Origin of the sequence: Bacillus sp. SG20033, from assembly GCF_044570195.1 — a bacterium.
In the GTDB taxonomy this organism is placed as follows: domain Bacteria; phylum Bacillota; class Bacilli; order Bacillales; family Bacillaceae; genus Bacillus; species Bacillus subtilis.
Window position 1 is genome coordinate 1,880,227 of record NZ_CP172606.1, and the last position, 22,388, is coordinate 1,902,614.

Below are 22,388 nucleotides of genomic sequence, written 5' to 3' on the forward strand. Positions count from 1 at the left end.
TAGAGTACGACACACATAAAGTCGTTGTCTGTGATGTTGGAGAACAAATGGAAAGCCTCCAAAATCATCTTGACTGTACAGTTCTGCAGCATGATACAGAGACAATTGATGAACGGTTTGAAGGTTATGCCATACAGTTATTTGAAGAAATCAAACAGCTAATGCACTCAAAAACAGGGGGACATACATTCATTCAAGTGGCGGTGCCTGCGTTGGACGAGCCTCAGCTATTAAGCGGCTTAACTGGATTGCTCAAAACGGCTGAACTGGAAAATCCAAAACTGACAGGACAGTTGATCGAAATAGAAACCGGGATGTCAGCTGGTGACCTATTCGAAATATTGGAGGAAAACAGACGCTATCCGCGTGACACGCATATCCGCCACTGGCAAGGGAAGCGATTTGTAAGCAAGTGGAAAGAAGTGTCTGGTGAGCACCTAAGTGCTGACATGCCATGGAAGGATAAAGGCGTGTATCTGATCACAGGCGGTGCAGGCGGTCTTGGATTCATCTTTGCAACTGAAATTGCAAACCAAACGAATGACGCGGTTGTGATCCTGACAGGACGCTCTCCGCTTGATGAAAGGAAGAAGAAGAAGCTTAAAGCCTTACAGAAACTTGGCATCCAAGCAATTTACAGACAAGCTGATCTGGCTGACAAACAAACGGTTGATGCATTATTAAAAGAAACCCAAAACGTTTACGGAGACTTAGATGGCATCATTCACAGCGCCGGTTTAATAAAAGATAATTTCATTATAAAGAAAAAGAAAGAAGAGGTTCAAACCGTTCTTGCTCCAAAGGTAGCAGGACTGATTCACCTTGACGAAGCAACGAAAGATATTCCGCTCGATTTCTTTATCCTTTTTTCCTCAGGTGCCGGAGCAGTAGGAAGCGCGGGACAGGCTGATTACGCAATGGCCAATGCATTTATGAATGCATTCAGCGAATATCGCAATGGCCAAGCAGAGCTGCACAAGCGTTACGGAAAAACTCTTTCAGTGTGCTGGCCGCTGTGGAAAGACGGGGGCATGCAAATTGATGCGGAAACTGCAAGGATGCTGAAAAGAGAAACAGGCATGGTGGCCATGGAAACAGATCGTGGGATTCAGGCGCTATATCATGGCTGGACGTCAGGGAACCCGCAAGTGTTAGTTGCTTCCGGTGTTACTGATCGGATTCGTGCATTTTTACATGAAACGGGACATGGCAAAGGCCAATCTCACAATATCAAAAAAAGCAGTCTCAATCAGGAGGCAGAAAAAGCAGACATCATCGGGGAAATTGATGAAGAGATACTAAGAGAAAAAGCGGAGAACTATTTTAAACAGGTGCTTTCTTCGGTGATTAAGCTGCCAGCCGGCCAGATTGATGCTGAAGCTCCTCTCGAGGATTACGGGATCGATTCTATCATGATCATGCATGTAACGGGTCAATTAGAAAAAGTATTCGGATCTTTGTCCAAGACGCTGTTCTTTGAATATCAGGATATTCGCTCATTAACACGGTATTTTATTGGTTCCCGCAGAGAAAAACTGCTGGACATCTTGGGATTTGAAACGGGAAAACCTTCTGTTGAAAGAAAATCAGAACCTGAAAAACAAGAAATCCCAGTTATCCCAAGAAAGTCTGGATTTCTTCCTTTGCAAGATAAAGAGCAGAAGCAGGTAAGAGAGAAGGAAACGGAAGAAATCGCGATCATCGGTATCTCAGGTCGCTATCCACAGGCAGACAACATTGATGAATTGTGGGAAAACCTGAGAGACGGTCGAGACTGTATTACTGAAATTCCTGCAGACCGCTGGGATCACAGTCTTTATTATGATGAAGATAAAGACAAGCCTGGAAAAACCTACAGCAAGTGGGGAGGCTTCTTGAAGGATGTAGACAAGTTTGATCCTCAGTTTTTCCATATATCGCCGCGTGAGGCAAAATTAATGGACCCGCAAGAGCGTTTATTTTTGCAGTGCGTGTATGAAACGATGGAAGACGCAGGCTATACAAGAGAGCACCTCGGCCGTAAGCGTGATGCTGAGCTTGGCGGAAGCGTCGGTGTTTACGTCGGTGTCATGTACGAAGAATATCAGCTGTACGGGGCACAAGAGCAGGTGCGGGGAAGGTCTCTGGCTTTAACGGGAAATCCATCATCCATCGCGAACCGGGTATCTTATTATTTTGATTTTCACGGACCGAGTATTGCTTTAGACACCATGTGTTCTTCTTCTTTAACGGCTATCCACTTGGCCTGCCAAAGCCTGCAGCGCGGAGAGTGTGAGGCGGCATTCGCGGGCGGCGTGAATGTGTCAATCCATCCAAATAAATATTTGATGCTCGGGCAGAACAAATTTATGTCCAGCAAAGGCCGATGTGAAAGCTTCGGACAGGGCGGAGACGGCTATGTGCCGGGGGAAGGCGTTGGAGCAGTGCTTTTGAAGCCATTGTCTAAAGCAGTTGAAGATGGTGATCACATTTATGGAATCATTAAGGGGACAGCCATCAACCACGGGGGAAAAACAAACGGGTACTCAGTGCCCAATCCGAATGCCCAAGCAGATGTCATCAAAAAGGCGTTTGTGGAAGCGAAGGTTGATCCGCGGACAGTCAGTTACATCGAAGCCCACGGCACGGGAACCTCTCTCGGTGATCCTATTGAAATCACAGGGCTGTCCAAAGTGTTTACGCAAGAAACCGATGACAAACAATTTTGTGCAATAGGGTCAGCCAAATCAAATATCGGGCACTGTGAGAGTGCGGCAGGTATTGCAGGAGTAACGAAGGTATTGCTCCAAATGAAATACAGGCAGCTTGCGCCTTCCCTGCATTCAAACGTGCTGAACCCGAATATTGATTTCCTTAACTCGCCGTTTAAAGTACAGCAAGAGCTAGAAGAGTGGAAGAGGCCGATCATCAGTGTCAATGGCAAAGACATCGAATTACCGAGAATCGCAGGAGTCTCTTCATTTGGTGCCGGGGGTGTGAACGCCCATATTTTAATAGAAGAGTATGCTCCGGAACCTGTGGAGGAACGTTTACCAGCGAGGAAACAGCCGGCTGTCATTGTGCTCTCAGCAAAAAATGAGGAAAGACTTCAGAAACGCGCGGAGCGATTGCTGCATGCCATTCGTGAACAAACATATGTTGAAGCAGATTTACACCGAATTGCCTATACGCTGCAAGTCGGCCGGGAAGCGATGAACGAACGGCTGGCGTTCGTTGCGGAAACGATGCAGGAGCTTGAAGAAAAGCTGTATGAATGTATCTCCGGAACAGAAAATCGTGAATATGTCTATCGCGGACAAGTAAAGAGCAACAAAGAAGCCATTGCTGCTTTTGCTGCTGATGAGGATATGTCAAAAACAATTGAGGCATGGCTGCAGAAAGGAAAATATGCGAAGGTTTTAGACCTGTGGGTAAGAGGTTTGCGAATCGACTGGAGCACGCTATATCAGGATCAAAAACCGCGGCGCATCAGTTTACCTGCCTATCCTTTCTCAAGAGATCACTATTGGATAGACGTAAATGCAAAGGCTGAGGAAAAAAGAACGGAGGAGCCATTCGCTCCAGTACAGCCCGTCATTCCAAAGCCGTCTGTAGACAGAGAAGCCAGTGGCAAGCCTGCCAATATTACGTTACAGCCTTTAATGACCAATCAGGATCGTTTGGAGCGGACAGCATCTCTGGTTCCATCAGATACAGAAACAGAGACGATCACGGCGGAAGCCTTGTGCGATGAACTGACAGCGGGCTTAGCGGAAGTGCTGTACATGGACCAAAACGAGATTGATCCAGACGAAGCATTCATAGATATCGGTATGGACTCGATTACCGGGCTCGAATGGATAAAAGCAATAAATAAACAGTATGGCACATCACTAAATGTCACAAAGGTATATGATTATCCGACAACACGTGATTTCGCTGTTTACTTAGCACACGAGTTAAGCACACAGGCTGGGGAGAAAAAACAAACGGAGACGTACACGCCGATAAGACAAAAAACAGCGGTACCTGCTGCTAAACCGGCTAATATATCTCTGCAGCCGTTAGAACATCATCAGCCAGTGCAAGAGGAGGCTGAAGAAACGATTCAATATGCAGCGGCAGAAATATCTGCATCAAGACAATATACTGTAGCAATTGAAACGCTGCATGAAAACTTGAGCGAAAGCATAGCAGACGTGTTATACATGGAGCCATACGAGGTGGATATTGACGAAGCGTTTATAGATATCGGAATGGACTCGATTACCGGACTCGAATGGATAAAAGCGGTGAACAAGCAATACGGAACGTCATTTACGGTAACCAGAGTATATGATTATCCAACGATACGTGATTTTGCCGAAATGCTAAAGTCCGAGCTTGGAACTCATCTTGATAGAAAGATAGAGCATACTGACTCTTTCGAAGCAGCCCAGCAAAAGCCAGCAGCACCATCTAATCCAAAGCCGGCAGAACGGCCGCTACAGCCTGTTCAACATCCAATAAAGAAAGAACATGAGAAGAAAACGGTTCCTGTTCTTCAAGACCGCCCGGAGGATGCGATAGCGATTGTCGGGATGTCGGGAAGATACCCGGGCGCTCGTAATGTAAGAGAGTACTGGGATAACCTGGTTCATGCGAGAAATGCCATTCGGGACATTCCAACATCACGGTGGGATGTTGACAAATACTATGATCCTGTCCTCAACAAAAAAGGGAAAGTCTATTGCAAATCAATGGGGATGCTTGATGATATTGAACATTTTGATCCGTTGTTTTTTAATATTCCACCGTCAGAAGCTGAACTGATGGACCCGCAGCATCGAATCTTTTTGCAGGAAGGCTATAAAGCCTTTGAGGACGCTGGGTACAACGCCCGAACTTTAAATGAGAAAAAATGCGGTGTATATCTCGGCATTATGAGCAATGAATACGGGGTCATGCTGAACCGGCAGGCAAGAGCAAATGCCACCGGGAACAGCTTTGCGATCGCTGCGGCGCGTATTCCATATTTTCTTAATTTAAAAGGGCCTGCGATTCCTATTGACACCGCTTGTTCATCTTCATTGGTCGGCACACATTTAGCGCGGCAGGCACTTATAAACAAAGAAATTGATATGGCGCTGGTCGGCGGGGTCAGCTTATACCTGACGCCGGAATCTTACATCAGTATGTGTGAGGCCGGCATGCTTTCACCTGATGGACAATGTAAAGCATTTGACAATGGCGCGAATGGTTTTGTGCCCGGCGAGGGTGCGGGTGCGCTGGTTCTGAAAAGGCTGAAAGATGCGGAAGCGGACCGTGACCATATTTATGGCATCATCATTGGCTCGGGTATTAATCAGGACGGGAAAACAAACGGAATCACAGCACCGAGTGCGAAAAGCCAAATGGACCTGGAAAGAGACATATATGAAACATACGGCATACATCCTGAGAGTATCAGTTATGTCGAGATGCATGGCACAGGAACAAAACAAGGCGATCCAATTGAATTAGAAGCTCTGTCCACCGTATTTCAAGAAAAAACAGACAAAAAGCAGTTTTGCGCAATCGGTTCCGTCAAAAGCAATATTGGCCATACATCCGCGGCGGCAGGAGTAGCCGGGGTTCAAAAAGTGTTATTGTGCATGAATCATAGAACACTTGTGCCGACATTGAACTTCACGACGCCGAATGAGCATTTTGAATTTGAGCATTCTCCTTTATACGTAAATACGGAGCTTAAGCCTTGGGAAACGGCTGATGGAAAACCGCGGAGAGCATGTGTGAGCTCTTTCGGATATAGCGGAACGAATGCCCATATTGTGATAGAGGAATATCAGCCTGAAAAGAGGAACGATCGATTAACAAAGCAGCACCGCTCAGCATTATTTGTACTCTCAGCGAAAAAAGAGAAGCAATTGAAGGCCTATGCGGAAGCAATGAAAGATTTCGTAACTTCCAATGAAGATATCGATCTGGAGGATATGGCATACACACTTCAGACGGGCCGGGAAGCAATGGATTATCGCATGGCGTTTTTGGCGGATTCGAGAGAAATGCTGATCAAAGCTTTAGATGATTATTTGGCTGAAATGCCGAACGGCAGCATATTTGCTGCTCACGTGAAAACGAAGAAGAGCGAAATCAAGCTGTTTGAAACGGATCATGATGCCAAAGCATTGCTGCAAACATGGATAGAGAAAAAAAGGCTGGAGAAAGTAGCGGAACTATGGGTGAAAGGGCTGCAGATAGATTGGAACAAGCTTTATGGGGAATACACGCCTCGCCGAATCAGCCTGCCTGCTTATCCGTTCGCGGAAGAGTATTACTGGCTGCCAACTCAAGAAGGTGAACCCGAAACCATTGCTACAGCACTCCCTCATTCCGAACTGGTGCCAAAACGCTGCTTTCTGCGTAAACAGTGGCAGCCTTGTCCGATTGAACCGGCAGAAATGACGAATCAAACCGTCGCCATTTTGGCAAATGAGGAGACAATGGCATTAGCGGAAGAGCTTTCGACGTATTTCTCGACATACCGTATATTTGACAGCCAAGAGCTGGATCGGGTATCTGCTGCTGACTATGAACACGTTGCTGGAGCAATCGATCTGATCGGGTGCGGAACGGGCCATGAGCATTCTATGGGCTGGATAAACTGGCTCCAAAAGCTGATCGAGCAAGGACGTGCAAGCAAGCATCATTTGACGGTCTTGGGTGTAACAAAGGGGCTGGAGGCCTACGCAAATGAGGGTGTTCTTTTGTCTGGTGCTTCACGGGCCGGTTTATACCGCATGCTTCAAAGTGAGTACAGCCATCTTACTTCAAGACATGCAGATATGGAATGCGAAGCCTCTCATGAGGAGCTGGCCAGACTGATTGCAGTTGAATATTATGCCAAGAGCACAGAATCAGAAGTCTGTTATCGAAACGGACAGCGATATCGCGCATATTTGACAGAGCAGCCAGCAGAAGCCGCTCTAAGTCATAAGCAAGTATCGTTTTCAACAGACAAAGTCCTGCTTATTACAGGCGGGACAAGAGGTCTCGGCTTGCTGTGTGCGCGGCATTTTGTGAAAACATACGGCGTTAAGCGGCTGGTCCTTATCGGCCGTGAAGAGCTTCCGCCGCGTGACCAGTGGAATTCGGTAAAAATTTCCTCGCTTTCCGAGAAAATAAAAGCCGTTCAAGAGCTAGAAGACATGGGTGCGCAAGTTCAGGTGCTGTCTCTGGATCTCACAGACAGGGTTGCTGTCGAACAGAGCCTGAAGACAATACACGAAACAATGGGGGCGATTGGCGGAGTCATCCATTGTGCCGGGATGGTGAACAAACAAAACCCGGCTTTTATCAGAAAATCACTAGAAGAGATCGGACAGGTGCTTGAACCGAAAGTCGAAGGTCTGCAAACGTTGTTTGACCTGCTTCAAGATGAACCATTGGCGTTTTTCACCTTGTTTTCATCAGTATCAGCGGCCATCCCTGCACTAGCAGCAGGACAAGCTGATTACGCGATGGCAAATGCTTTTATGGATTATTTTGCGGAGGCTCATCAAGATAAATGTCCCATTGTAAGCATTCAGTGGCCTAACTGGAAGGAGACCGGTTTAGGCGAGGTTCGAAGCAAAGCTTTAGAACAAACTGGATTGATCAGTTTGACAAACGACGAGGGATTACAGCTGCTTGACCAGATTCTATCAGACAGACAGTATGCTGTCGTGCTGCCGGCAGTACCAGATACAAACGTTTGGAAGCCGGATAAGCTGATGCAGCCGTCATTGCCTGTCGAAGCTCTCTCGCATCCTGAGACGAAAGAGCAAACCAGCACTCGCAACCTGTTCCCTGAAACAGTCGACTGGCTCGTAACTCTTTTTTCAGATGAACTGAAAATAGCTGCAGAAGACTTTGAAACGGATGAACCTTTCCAAGAATACGGAATCGACTCGATTATATTGGCCCAGCTGGTACAGCAGATGAATCAACAATTAAATGGAGATATTGATCCGTCAATCTTGTTTGAATACCCGACAATAGAATCCTTTGCACACTGGCTCATTTCGAAATATGACATATCAGCTGTTTTACAGCCATCTGTTCCTGAGAAACAGACACCTCTCAAGCCGCAATCAGCAATGAAACAGAAGCTGGTGCCAGAACAGCGGCCGCAACAGATAAGCCATGAAAAAACGGCACTTCTTGCTGAGGACATCGCTATCATCGGTCTTAGTTGCAGGTTCCCGGGAGCAGAAACCCTAGAGGAATACTGGGATTTAATACGTGATGGACGGTCTGCGATTGCGCCTGTTCCGCCTGAACGATTCGGGAACTCCAGCTCGAATTACGCGGGCCTCATTGATGAAATGAACCGATTTGATCATGATTTCTTCATGATGTCCGAAAGCGATGTCAGAGCGATGGACCCTCAAGCTTTGGCTGTATTGGAGGAAAGCTTGAAGCTATGGTATCACGCGGGTTATACAGAGAAAGAAGTGAAAGGCATGAGGGCTGGTGTTTATATAGGAGGCCGCAGCCAGCACAAGCCTGATCCGGCCAGTCTTTCAAAAGCAAAAAATCCGATAGTCGCTGGTGGACAAAACTATTTAGCGGCTAACATCTCACAATTTTTTGACTTGAAGGGACCGAGTATTGTCCTGGATACCGCTTGTTCCTCTGCACTGGTGGGGCTGAATATGGCCATTCAGGCTCTGCGAAGCGGAGATATTGAGGCAGCGGTTGTAGGCGGCGTCAGTTTGCTTGATGCTGATGCGCATCGAATGTTTCATGAGCGCGGACTTTTATGTGACAAACCGTCATTCCATATTTTTGATAAGCGGGCAGACGGTGTCATTTTAGGAGAAGGCGTGGGCATGGTTCTCGTCAAAACCGTCAGCCAAGCGGTTGAAGACGGAGATTCCATATATGCAGTCATTAAAGCCGCTGCGATTAATAATGACGGAAGAACGGCAGGCCCATCATCTCCGAATCTCGAGGCACAAAAGGACGTCATGCTGTCAGCGCTTGAAAAAAGCGGCAAAAAGACTGAAGAGATCAGCTATCTCGAAGCGAACGGATCGGGGTCGGCAGTAACAGATTTACTTGAATTAAAGGCAATCCAGTCCATTTACCGTTCTGAATCAAAGGCTCCGTTAGGGCTGGGATCGGTGAAACCTAACATCGGCCATCCATTATGTGCAGAGGGGATTGCGAGCCTGATTAAAGTAGCTTTAATGCTGAAGCATAGACAATTGGTTCCGTTCCTGTCAGGTAATGAAAATATGCCGTATTTTGATATAGAAAAAACAGATTTGTATTTCAGCAGATCGCAAGCCGAGTGGAAGGAGACAACGCCGGCTGCGGCAATTAATTGTTTTGCAGATGGCGGAACGAACGCCCATCTCATTATAGAAGCCTGGAATGAATCGGTTGCTCGTCCAATTAGAAGAAAACCTCTGCCTTTGCCGGAATTAAATAGGCAGCCTGTTTTAATCAAACCATCAGCTCAAAATGTGCAGGAAAAAGTGCATTCAGACACAGGGGCTTCTAAAGATATGTTTTGGAAAACTTTCAAATAAGAGAGGAGTGGGAAAATGATAACTGAACAACTGCACATTTCATTAAATAATCCAATCATGTCCAACCACAAGGTATATGGACAAGCGTTATTACCCGGCCTTGCTTATATAGATTTGATCTACCAAGTATTCCAGGAACATGGTTATGCATACCAAGAGCTTGAATTAAAAAACCTAACCATTTTTTACCCTTTGATCGCAGATGAGTCATATGACATTGCCCTGACCATTCACGTGTCTGAAAGAAAGGAAGGGACATGGTCCATCATCATCGACGGACAAAAACAGCATGGAGAATCACTATCTGACAAGAGACAATATGTGACTGCTGACATGCATCGTAAAGAGCAAACCGCTTTTGCCGAATCAATAGACCTTAATCAGTGGAAAAGTACAGCTGACAGGATTCTGAATTTAGATGAGATCTATGAACAATGCCGATCTCAAGAGTTAGTGCATACCGGCATGATGAAGGCGGAAGGACAGATTTATGAAGCCAAAGAGGGGGCTGTAATTGATTTAGCAGTCGGACAGGAAGCATTGCGTCATTCTGATGCTTTTCTGTTTCATCCGACGCTTATTGACGGCAGCGGCATAGGTTCAAGCTGCCTGATCTCAGATCAAACGATGTACCTGCCATTGTATTATGAATCGTTTTCTGCTTCAGAACGATTGCAAAAAGGATGTACAGCACGGATCCTCTCCTCATCTGTGCGCCAAAAGAAAGAACTCACTTATATGACGATTGAATATTTTAATTCAGCAGGACAAAAAGTGGCCGAGCTGAAACAATTTGCAGGCAAGTCTGTACGGAATATGTCAGCCTTTCATTCTGCAAAAGAAATTCAAGAAGAAAGAGCTGCTGTCTCTCAGAACATCAGTCGGGACTATCCCGCATTTGAAATGTATTTGCGTCAGCTGCTTGCTAAGCAGCTTGAAAGGCCGGCAGAACAAATGGATATCCACGCTGGGTACTATGAGCTTGGTATGGATTCTCCGTCATTGCTTACCGTGGTTCAGGAAATTGGAGATAAGGTTGGAGCGGATCTTGCTCCGACACTGCTGTTTGAATTTACAACAATTGCAGAACTAGCTGCTCATCTTGCTGATCACTATTCAATTGGAGAGGCGGACGATGCTGTCCGCCAATCTCCTTCACCAATTGATGGTGTTACCTCTTCACCAGAGATCGGGGAGGACATAGCCATTATCGGAATGGCGGGACGCTATCCTAAGGCGAAAAATATACAGGAATTTTGGGAACAGCTTAAAGCGGGTACCGACTGCATCACAGAGATTCCAAACTCACGCTGGGAATGGAAAGAAAACAATGGACTGGATTCACCTTCGGGCAAGCCATTGTCAAAATGGGGCGGGTTTATCGAGGATGCTGATTGCTTTGATCCTCAATTTTTCAGAATCTCTCCGCGTGAAGCGGAAATGATGGACCCTCAGGAACGGTTATTTTTAGAGACGTGCTGGGAAGCTATTGAAGATGCGGGTTATACACCAGAGACAATTGCTTCACCGCAGGGAGAAAATAAAAGACAGCATGTCGGTGTGTTTGCCGGCGTAATGCATAAGGACTATTCCCTTATAGGGGCTGAAGCTCTATCAGAACACAATCCATTTCCTTTATCGCTGAATTATGCGCAAATCGCCAACAGGGTCTCTTACTATTGTAATTTCCACGGCCCAAGCATGGCGGTGGACACGGTCTGCTCTTCCTCATTAACTGCGGTTCATCTGGCAATAGAGAGCATCCGGAATGGAGAATGCGAGGCCGCGCTTGCCGGAGGCGTCAATTTGTCATTGCATCCGGCTAAATATATCAGCTATGGCAGTGTAGGAATGCACTCAAGTGACGGCTATTGCCATACTTTCGGCAAAGGCGGAGATGGCTACGTATCTGGGGAAGGTGTCGGGACAGTATTGCTAAAACCGCTGCGAAAAGCTGAACAGGACGGTGACCGAATCTATGCTGTCATCAAAGGCAGTGCGATAAATCATGTAGGAAAAGTAAGCGGAATTACAGTACCGAGCCCGGTAGCTCAAGCTGATGTTATCGAAGCGTGTCTAGAAAAAACAGGAATTGATCCGCGCACCATCAGCTATGTTGAAGCCCATGGCACTGGCACCTCATTGGGAGATCCGATTGAAATACAGGGGTTAGTAAAAGCTTTCAGCCGCAATACGCAGGACAAGCAATTCTGTTCAATTGGTTCTGTTAAATCGAATATTGGCCATGCTGAAGCTGCAGCCGGCATTAGCGGCTTAACGAAGACTGTCCTGCAGCTGCATCATAAAACCTTGGTGCCGTCATTACATTCAGAAGAGCTGAATCCTTATTTGAAGCTTGATCAAACCCCATTTTTTGTCCAGCATGAAACAAAGGAATGGGAGCAGCCATCTTTTACAGAAAACGGGGTGGACGTCACATATCCCCGCCGTGCCGGTTTAAGTTCGTTTGGCGCTTCAGGATCAAATGCGCATCTTATTTTGGAAGAATATATTCCGGCAGAGAGCCATTCAGAGACGATTTTAACGAAAAATGAAGAAATAGTGATACCTTTGTCTGCGAGAAACAAAGATCGTCTGCAGGCTTACGCTCTTAAACTTCTTGATTTTCTTAGCGAGGACGTCAATCTTTTAGCGTTAGCTTATACCATGCAGGCAGGGCGGGTTGAAATGGAGGAGCGTGCGGCCTTCATCGTAAAAGACATAAAAGATTTAACGGCTAAACTTCGGGCGTTTGCCAATGGAGAAGAAGAGATCGAGGGCTGCTGGACCGGACAAGCCAAGGAGAATCAGGAGGCGGCTGGGCTAGCATCGGTAAATGCGCTGAATAACAATTTGACAACAGACAGTGAAATGATGGAAATGGCGAAAGCATGGGTTCAAGGACAGCGGGTCACCTGGGACGACCTATACGGCGATCGCAAGCCGCTTAAAATCAGTGTTCCGACCTATCCGTTTGCAAGGGAGCGCTACTGGATCCCGGTTCCTGAAATGAAAACCAGCACTGTGAATCATATCTTACATCCGCTGGTGCACCGCAATACATCAGACTTTACTGAGCAGCGCTTTAGCTCTGTATTTACAGGCACGGAATTTTTTCTTTCTGATCATGTTGTACAGGGACAGAAGATTTTGCCGGGCGTTGCCTATTTAGAAATGGCAAGGGAAGCAGCGGAAAAAGCTGCAGGCGATCTGGACGGCGAACAAAGAGTGGTGTCGCTTAAAGACATTGTGTGGGTGCGTCCTATCACGATTGAAAGTGAACCAAAAGAAATACATATTGGCCTTTTTCCTGAGGATAACGGGGAAATCTCCTTTGACATTTATAGCAGCTCTGAACATAAAGAAGAAGCCCTGACGATACACTGCCAAGGCCGCGCTGTCATTTCAGATGAAGCGGACACTTCCATTTTAAACCTTTCATCAATACAGACAGAATGCAGTTTGGACACAGTGACGTCAGAACAATGCTATGCAGCGTTTCGAAAGATTGGGCTTGACTATGGAGAGGGCTATCAAGGGATTGAAAAAGTCTATGTCGGCAAAGATCAATTGCTTGCAAAAATCTCGTTACCCGCTTTTCTAAAAAACGACAAGCAGCATTTTGCGCTCCACCCGAGTTTGATGGATTCCGCGTTCCATGCCACAGTCGGTTTTATCGTTAGCTCAGTCAATGCCGCTGGACAAGCTCAGACGCTGTCTCTTCCATTTGCGTTGCAGGAGGTTGATATTTTCAGCCCATGTCCAGAGAAGATATGGTCTTATATTCGATACAGTTCAGACAGTAAAGCGGAGGACAAAGTCAGAAAGTATGATATTGATTTATGTGATGAGAACGGACACGTTTGTGTGCGAATGAAGGGTGCCTCGATGCGGGCACTTGATGGAGAGCAGCATTCAATGCCGAAACTATTAACTGATTCTCAGCTGACCGGGCATACGATGATGATCCCTGTCTGGGAACCAGTCTCTCTAGAAGCGGAGGATAATGCTTCGTTTGCTGGTAAAAGAGCTGTTTTATGCGGAGCTGCTGAAGCTGATCGGACTTTCATAAAGCATCATTATCCGCAAATTTCCTTTGTCGATATCCGCCCTGCAGATGACATTGAGGCAATAGCGGACAAACTGCAAGCGTACGGAAGCATTGACCATTTCTTGTGGATTGCCCCGTCAGACCTGGAGAATAGTGATAAACAAGGAGAAGCTGTTCTTCACTTATTTAAGTTCGTGAAAGCTTGCCTGCAATTAGGCTATGGCGAGAAACAACTTGAATGGTCTCTTGTGACCGTCCAAGCGCAGCCGGTTACGCAACATGAAGCAGTACAACCCGCTCATGCAAGCATTCATGGGCTTGCCGGCACAATGGCAAAGGAATATCCACACTGGAAAATCCGTCTTCTCGATCTTGAAAAAGGCTGCACATGGCCGGTAAATCACATGTTTGCGCTCCCAGCTGACCGCCTTGGCCATGCTTGGGCCTATCGTAATCAGCAATGGCATCAGCAGCAATTGATCCCATATCGGCACTCACTGTCAGGCGACACGCTGTATAGGAAAGGCGGAGTCTATGTGGTCATCGGAGGAGCCGGGTATATCGGAGAGGCGTGGAGTGAGTACATGATCCGCCGCTACCAGGCGCAAATCGTTTGGATTGGGCGAAGTCAACTTAATGCTGCCATCCAGTCAAAAATAGACCGACTTTCGGCGCTTGGCCCTGAGCCTTTCTACATTGCAGCCGATGCAGCCGATAAGCATTCATTGCAGCAGGCTTATGAACAAGTGAAAAAACGTCATCCTCATATTCACGGGATTGTTCACTCTGCGATGGTTTTATTTGAGCAAAGCCTGGAAAAAATGAAGCCGGAAGAATTCACCGCTGGACTGGCGGCGAAGATCGATGTCAGTATTCAGATGGCCCAAGTGTTCCGCCAGGAGAATGTAGATTTTGTTTTATTCTTCTCTTCGCTTGTAGCCCATATCAAAAATGTGAAGCAAAGCCATTATGCCTCTGGCTGTACATTTGCAGATGCTTTTGCTCACCGGCTTTCTCAGAGCTGGGCATGCCCTGTAAAAGTCATGAACTGGGGATATTGGGGGAATAGTGAAGCGGCTGAGGATGAACATTATGTACAGCTCATGAATCAAATCGGCTTAGGTTTAATTGAGCCTGCGGAGGCTATGAAGGCGCTGGAAGCGCTGCTTTCTGGGCCAGTCAGCCAAACAGCTTTCATTCATACGACAAAGCCTGTAGCAGTCGAAGGCGTGAATCAGAATGAATTCATCACTCTTTATCCAGAGCAACCTTCAGCAGATGCAGAGAGCCTGATGGAGCGTCTGCCGACTACGGGACGATTTCAAAGAGTGACACATGAAGAGCTTGATGATCTTCTTTACAGGCTGTTGTTAGGACAGCTGCAAACAGCCGGGCTGTTTGATGGTTATACATTATCGGTTGAACGTCTTCAACAATATAAGACTCGTGAATTTTATGGAAAATGGATTCGGCAAAGCAGCGAATTTCTCTTGCAGCATGGCTATCTTAAGAAAGTTGGAGATTCATTGGTGAGGAAGGACCAAGCAGAGGATATCGAGCTGCTTTGGCTAGAATGGAACGCGAAAAAAGAAAAGTGGCTTAAAGACAGCGAGACAAAGGCGATGGTTGTATTAGCAGAGGCCATGCTGCAAGCATTACCGGATATTTTGACAGGGAAAGTCCCTGCAACAGATATCATGTTCCCGCATTCCTCGATGGAACTGGTGGAAGGCATTTATAAGCATAACCAAGTGGCAGACTATTTTAATAAAGTGCTTGCCGATACATTATTAGCTTATCTGGATGAACGTCTGAAGCACGACCCTGAGGCATCGATTCGCATTATGGAAATAGGCGCAGGCACAGGCGGCACGAGTGCCGGAATCTTTGAAAAACTGAAACCATATCAAAAGCACATCAATGAATATTGCTATACAGATCTGTCTAAAGCATTTTTGCTGCATGCAGAAAAGGAATATGGGGCGGAAAATCCGTACCTGACATATCAGCTTTTTGATGTGGAAAAACCGATTGATCAGCAGGAATTTGAAGCGGGAGGCTATGATGTCGTCATTGCCGCTAATGTCCTTCACGCAACAAAAAATATCCGTCAAACACTGCGGCATACAAAAGCGGTAATGAAAAACAACGGAATGCTGCTGCTGAATGAAATGGCGGGAAACAGCCTGTTCCCTCACATCACCTTTGGTCTTTTGGAAGGCTGGTGGCTGTATGAAGATCCTGCAGTGCGGATTCCCGGCTGTCCAGGCTTACATCCTGACAGCTGGAAAGCGGCACTTGAAAGCGAAGGCTTTGAATCTGTCTTTTTCCCGGCCGAGGCGGCACATGATCTGAGTCACCAAATCGTCGCAGCCTCAAGCAACGGGCTGGTTCGACGTATGATGAAAAATGTGATCTTGCCGGAGAAGGTTGTTTCACAAGCGTCTAATCAGGAGCCAGCCTACATTCATACCATAGATTCAGAGGAAGCTGGACAATCGAAACATGCTCTCCTAAGAGAAAAAAGCACAGAATATATGAAAAAACTAATCGGGGAAACGTTGAAAATTCCTGCAGGAAAGATTGAGTCATCTGAACCGCTTGAAAAGTACGGTATTGATTCTATCGTTGTTGTCCAGCTGACGAATACATTGCGTAAAGAATTTGACCATGTAAGCAGCACTTTATTTTTCGAGTACCAGACCATTGACGCATTAGTGGAGCATTTCATCAAAACAAAAACAGAAGCGCTGATGAAATTAACAGGTCTTGACCGTCAAGTTCAACAACAGACACCGGCCGAAAGCAGAACCCAATCTTCACAGAAACCTGATCAGGCCGCTAAAAGAACACGGCGCTATCGCAAGCTTGGCTTCAGCGGGGAGAAAGAAACACCGACAAACACTCTTGCAAGCCGTGACGTTGCCATTATCGGCATTTCTGGACGCTATCCTCAGGCGGAAACAGCAGAAGACTTTTGGAACAACCTAAAAGAAGGAAGAAATTGTATTGAGGAAATTCCGAAAGAACGCTGGGATTGGAAAGTTTATTACGATAAAGAAAAAGGAAAAGAAGGATCAATTTATACGAAATGGGGCGGATTTATCAAGGATATGGACAAGTTTGACCCATTATTCTTTCAGATTTCTCCGCTTGAGGCAGAAAGAATGGACCCTCAGGAGCGATTATTTCTGCAAACCGCTTATGCAAGTATTGAAGACGCGGGATACACGCCTGACTCGCTCTGTTCAAGCAGAAAAATCGGCGTCTTTGCCGGAGTCATGAACAAAAATTATCCGACCGGATACGGCTATTGGTCTATCGCCAACAGAATATCCTATTTACTGAATTTTCAAGGCCCGAGTCTTGCAGTCGATACAGCCTGCTCATCCTCCCTGACAGCGATTCATTTAGCGCTGGAAAGCATTTATAGCGGATCGAGTGATTGTGCCATTGCCGGCGGTGTCAATTTAGTTGTCGACCCGGTTCACTATCAGAATTTATCTGTCATGAATATGCTCTCTGCTAGTGATACATGTAAATCATTCGGCGATGATGCAGATGGATTTGTCGACGGTGAAGGCGTAGGCGCCATTGTGTTAAAGCCGCTGCAGCAAGCAATAGCGGACGGTGACCATATTTACGGTGTGATAAAGGCAAGTGCCATTAATAGCGGAGGAAAAACAAATGGATACACGGTTCCAAATCCTCATGCACAGGCACAGGTGATTAAAGAAGCAATGGAGCGCGCCGACATTCCTGCCCGAACCATCAGTTATTTAGAGGCGCATGGAACAGGCACTGCATTAGGAGATCCGATTGAGATAGCGGGGTTAACAAAAGCATTCGAGAAAGATACGCAGGAGAAACAGTTTTGTGCGATCGGCTCCAGCAAATCAAATATCGGTCATTGTGAAAGTGCAGCCGGAATTGCAGGGCTGACAAAAATACTTTTTCAGTTTAAATATGGCCAAATTGCGCCATCATTGCATGCTCAGCGGTTGAATCCGAACATCGAGTTCAGCCATACGCCATTTGTCGTTCAGCAGCAACTTGGTGAATGGAAACGCCCGGTGATTGGCGGGCAAGAGGTGCCTAGGCGCGCTGGCTTGAGCAGTTTTGGCGCCGGAGGGTCCAATGCCCATATCATCCTGGAAGAATATATTCCAAGAACGGGGGCGCAAACGCCGAAAGACCATCCTCCAGCGATGATTGTGCTGTCGGCCAAAAACATGGAACGCTTGCAAGAAAAAGCGGAACAGCTGCTTACAGCCATCAAACAAAAAAGGTACCGCGAAACAGACCTGATCAGGATCGCCTATACCTTGCAAACAGGCCGTGAAGCAATGGAAGAACGGCTGGCCTTTATAGCGGAATCACTAGAGGATCTTGAGAGAAAGCTGAACGATTTTATCGAAAACAAAGCAGACAGCCTGTATCTGGATCGCATCGATAATAACAAAAAAGCGTTAGCAGTCTTATCAGCGGATGAGGATACGGAAAAAATCATAGATGCATGGATGAGCAAAGGGAAATACACGAAACTGCTGGATCTTTGGGTGAAAGGCTTGTCTTTCGACTGGGGCATGCTGTACGGCACCCAAACGCCTGTCCGGATCAGTCTTCCGGCATATCCATTTGCAAAAGAACGTTACTGGGCACCAGGCGCGGCAAAGGCCCCGGTGTCTATAGAACAGGATCATGATCAGCAAACAGAAGAACCTTTCAAGGTTATGACGTTTCAAGAAGTGTGGAAAGAAGAGCCGGCGACTCTCACATCGAAACGTATCAAAACGCTCATCTGTTTTCTGACTGAAAGAGAAAAGCAAAACGCATTTGCTTCAGCCCTGAAAAACGTTGATCAAGACACCAAGGTCATTTTTATATCACAGGGCGAAGTGTACAGCAAACAGTCTGAATATAGCTACCAGATTGTGCGGCAAGAACCCGTTACTTTTGAAAAGGCCTTCCAGAGCATTAAAGAAGAACTTGGAGAGCCAGATGCAATCCTCTATATGTGGCCTATGGAAGACAAGCGCTGTATAAAGGACCATTCCTGTATTGTTTACCTATTACAAGGTATGTCCGCAGCAAAGCTTCATCCTTCACGGCTGCTGCTGGCAGGGTGTTTTGAAGATGGTCTTGACCGAAGCTATCTGGAATCATGGATTGGCTTCGAACGTTCACTCGGGCTTGTCCTTCCGCATACAAAAGTGACTGGAATCTTTCAGCCGGCGGAACAAGGATCGATGGATGATTGGACACGTAAAATATGGGCAGAATTACAGGCTTCAGCTGAACAAACGGTTTTGTATCAGAATGCGAAACGATATGTAAATCACATTGAACAGACAACGATACAACCGGACGACAGCAAATTGAAGTCTGGCGGTACTTACCTGATTACAGGCGGTGTAGGAGGGCTTGGTTATTTATTTGCCAAGCATTTGGCCAAAAACTATGCCGCAAACCTGATTTTGACAGGGCGGTCGCCTTTTAATGATGAAAAGCAAAAGCAAATAAAAGAATTAAAGAATCTAGGCGGCGAAGCGATGTATGCAGAAGCAGATGTGTCTGATCCTATCGCAATGGGAGACTGCGTAAAAAGAGGGAAAGACCGATTCGGTGCCATCAACGGTGTCATTCATGCAGCCGGGATCGAGAGCGACTCTGCTATTTTTGACAAAAAGATCGAAAGCTTCCAGCGCATCATTGAACCGAAAATCAACGGCACGATAGCGCTTGATGAATGGCTTAAAAATGAAGACCTTGATTTTATGTGTTATTTTTCTTCTTCTTCTGCGGTTTTGGGGGATTTTGGATGTTGTGATTATGCGATTGGCAATAGGTTTCAGATGGCTTACGCACAATACAGAAATGAGCTGCATAACGGTAAAACGTTTGTCATCAACTGGCCTGTGTGGAAGGATGGCGGAATGAAGATCGGTGATGAGGAAACAACGGATATGTACCTGAAATCAAGCGGCCAACGCTTCCTAGAAGCCGAGGAAGGTATCCGTATGTTTGAGCACATCCTAGCTCAGCAGGATGCTCAGCATCTCGTGATAGCCGGTCAGCCCAGCCGTGTCAGCAGATTTTTAGGAATGACTGAACCAGCTATTCCAGAACCGGCCACTCAAGCCCCTCTAGCACAAGAAAACAAGGATAAGGTAAAAACACTAAGCATTGAAAAGCGTTTAGAACACGACTTGAAAGAGCATATTCACACATTGCTTAAGATTTCAAAGGACAAGCTGAATTTGAACAAAAATTGGGCCGACTTCGGATTTGATTCGATCTATTTGGCTAAATTCTCGAATGTGTTATCAAAGCATTTCAACATCGAAGTGACACCGGCTTTATTTTTCGGCTATTCGACTTTACAAGAATTGATCGGCTTTTTCTTAACCGATCATAAAGAGCTGATTGAAGCATTTTACCGGGATGATGCATCAGAGGCGCAAAAGCCCCCTGAAGCTTATGCAGCAATTCCTGTAGCTTTAGAACCGGAAACCAGTAAACAAAGCATTCGGCAGGTTCACGATGAGCCTATTGCCATTATCGGCATGAGCGGCAGGTTCCCTCAAGCTGATTCGGTCCATGAGCTGTGGGATAATCTGAAAAACGGTAAATCGTGTATCTCTGACATTCCGGGCGAACGCCGGGACTGGGGGAGAGCTAACAGAGATCCAGAAAAAGCAGTGCCAAGGTGGGGTGCATTTTTGAAGGACATAGACCGGTTTGATCCGCTGTTTTTTCAAATATCGCCTAAAGAAGCCGAAAGCATGGATCCGCGCCAGCGCATTTTTCTAGAGGAAGCATGGCACACGTTTGAAGACGCCGGCTATATGGGAGATCGGATAAAAGGAAAATCCTGCGGTGTTTATGTAGGTGTGGAAGAAGGGGAATATGCGCACCTAACCGGAGATTCGGATTACATTAACGGAACACAAAACGCCACATTGTCTGCGAGAATCGCATACGCATTGGATTTAAAAGGGCCTAATATGGCTTTGACAGCAGCATGTTCATCTGGACTTGTAGCGATTCACCAGGCATGTTCAGCTCTGCGTCAGGGGGATTGTGAAATGGCTTTAGCGGGCGGCGTCAGCTTGAATATTTCTCACATGTCTTTTGAGGCGCTGACAAGGGCCGAAATGCTGTCTCCGAACGGACAATGCAAAGTGTTTGACCAGGATGCCAATGGTCTTGTGCCAGGTGAAGCGGTGGCTGCTGTTCTCTTGAAACCATTATCAAAGGCAATTGAAGATAAAGATCATATTTATGGCTGCATCAAGGCCAGCGGCGTGAATTACGATGGCAAAACCAACGGCATTACTGCGCCAAATCCTTTTAGCCAGGCAGAATTGATCGAAAATATTTATGAAAAAAATGAAATCAATCCGCTCGATATTCAATATGTGATGGCGCACAGTACCGGCTCGAATCTTGGTGATCCGCTTGAGGTCCAAGCGTTAACGAGCGTGTTCAGCAAATATACGAAGCAGAAGCAATTCTGTATGATCAGCTCAATTAAACCTTTAATCGGACACACATTTGCAGCGTCAGGAACGGTTGCTTTAATCAGTATGCTGATGGCTATGAAAAACCAGATCATTCCGGCCACTCATCACTGTGAATCGGAAAACCCGTATATTCCGTTTAAAGAAAGCCCATTTGTGCTTTGCAAAGAAAACCGTTCGTGGATCAGGAAAAATCAGAAGCCGAGGATGGGAACGATCAGCACGACTGGAATCAGCGGCACCAATGCACATGCAGTCATTGAAGAATACATTCCGGATGATCAGCCGTCCACACAGCGGCATCAAGGGTCACCGCAGGTCATCGTGCTTTCAGCCCAAAATGACGATCGGCTTCAGGATGCTGCCTGCCGCATGATTGCGTATCTGGAGCAGAATCATAACTTTTCTTTACCTGATGTGGCATATACGCTTCAGGTTGGGAGAAAAGCCATGGAAGCAAGGCTAGCGATCGTTGCAAACAATCAGGAGCAATTGGTGCGAAAATTGAAGGAATATGTGGAAGCAATGAAGAATGGTGGGATATCGGGCCAACAGAGATCCCTTTATACAGGATATACAGAAGGGATATTAGAAGAACAAGATGAAGCAGTTCTGCAGGCTCTCGCAAAAGAAAGAAATTTGGAAAACATCGCGGAATGCTGGGTGAAAGGATATCAGATTCCTTGGGAACTCCTTCATGATGGCGATCACGTTCGAATGGTTTCTTTACCTGGTTATCCATTTGCAAGGGAGCGGTATTGGGTTTCGTCAGGCACCGAGCAATCAGTGGCCGTTAAACAGCATTCACAAGATATGAAAACAGAGATTGACGAGCCGAATGGCAAAACCCATATTCAAAAGATCATTGTTCAATTTTTAGCACGAGAATTGGGCATATCTGAGGATCGAATCAATTTCAAAAGAAACTTTTTGGATTATGGGATGGATTCAATTCTTGGCCGAAAATTGATGCGGCATATCGAAAAAAACACGCAGCTGAAGATGGCCGGTCGGGAAATCCTTGAATGTCAGACAGTCCAAGCTCTATCTGACCATTTGGCCTTAAAAGCGGAAAAACAAAATCATAGCGCAGCAGCACATCAAATAAAGGACACGTATACAGACGAGCAAATCATCGGATTAATGCAAGAGGTGGCGCTAGGGAAATTGGATTTTAAGAGTGTGCAAAACATCATAGAAGGGAGTAAATCGTATGAATCATAAAGAAATTCTCGATGCCTTCAGATCAGGAGAATTAACCATTTCTGAGGTGGAAGA

Annotated in this window: 2 protein-coding genes (1 of these 2 running past the window's edge); both read left to right on the plus strand. The window is 46.2% G+C overall.

Annotation, left to right across the window (positions count from 1 at the left end):
• Positions 1–9,536, plus strand: partial view of a polyketide synthase PksL gene (gene pksL / locus ACFVP7_RS09835; RefSeq protein ID WP_396583171.1) — the 3' portion only. Its footprint begins 4,099 nt before the window's first position; 9,536 of the gene's 13,635 nt are visible here — the last part of the coding sequence; the start codon falls outside the window, past its left edge; its stop codon occupies positions 9,534–9,536.
• 15 nt (positions 9,537–9,551) lie between these two features.
• Positions 9,552–22,334 carry a polyketide synthase PksM gene (gene pksM, locus ACFVP7_RS09840; RefSeq protein ID WP_338733859.1) on the plus strand — a complete coding sequence of 4,261 codons (12,783 nt, stop codon included), beginning with the start codon at positions 9,552–9,554 and terminating at the stop codon, positions 22,332–22,334.
• The last annotated feature ends 54 nt before the right edge of the window (positions 22,335–22,388 follow it).

Bases quoted from the DNA above. Each gene is read 5' to 3' on its own strand.
- pksM (WP_338733859.1), top strand. From the start codon at position 9,552: ATGATAACTGAACAACTGCACATTTCATTAAATAATCCAATCATGTCC.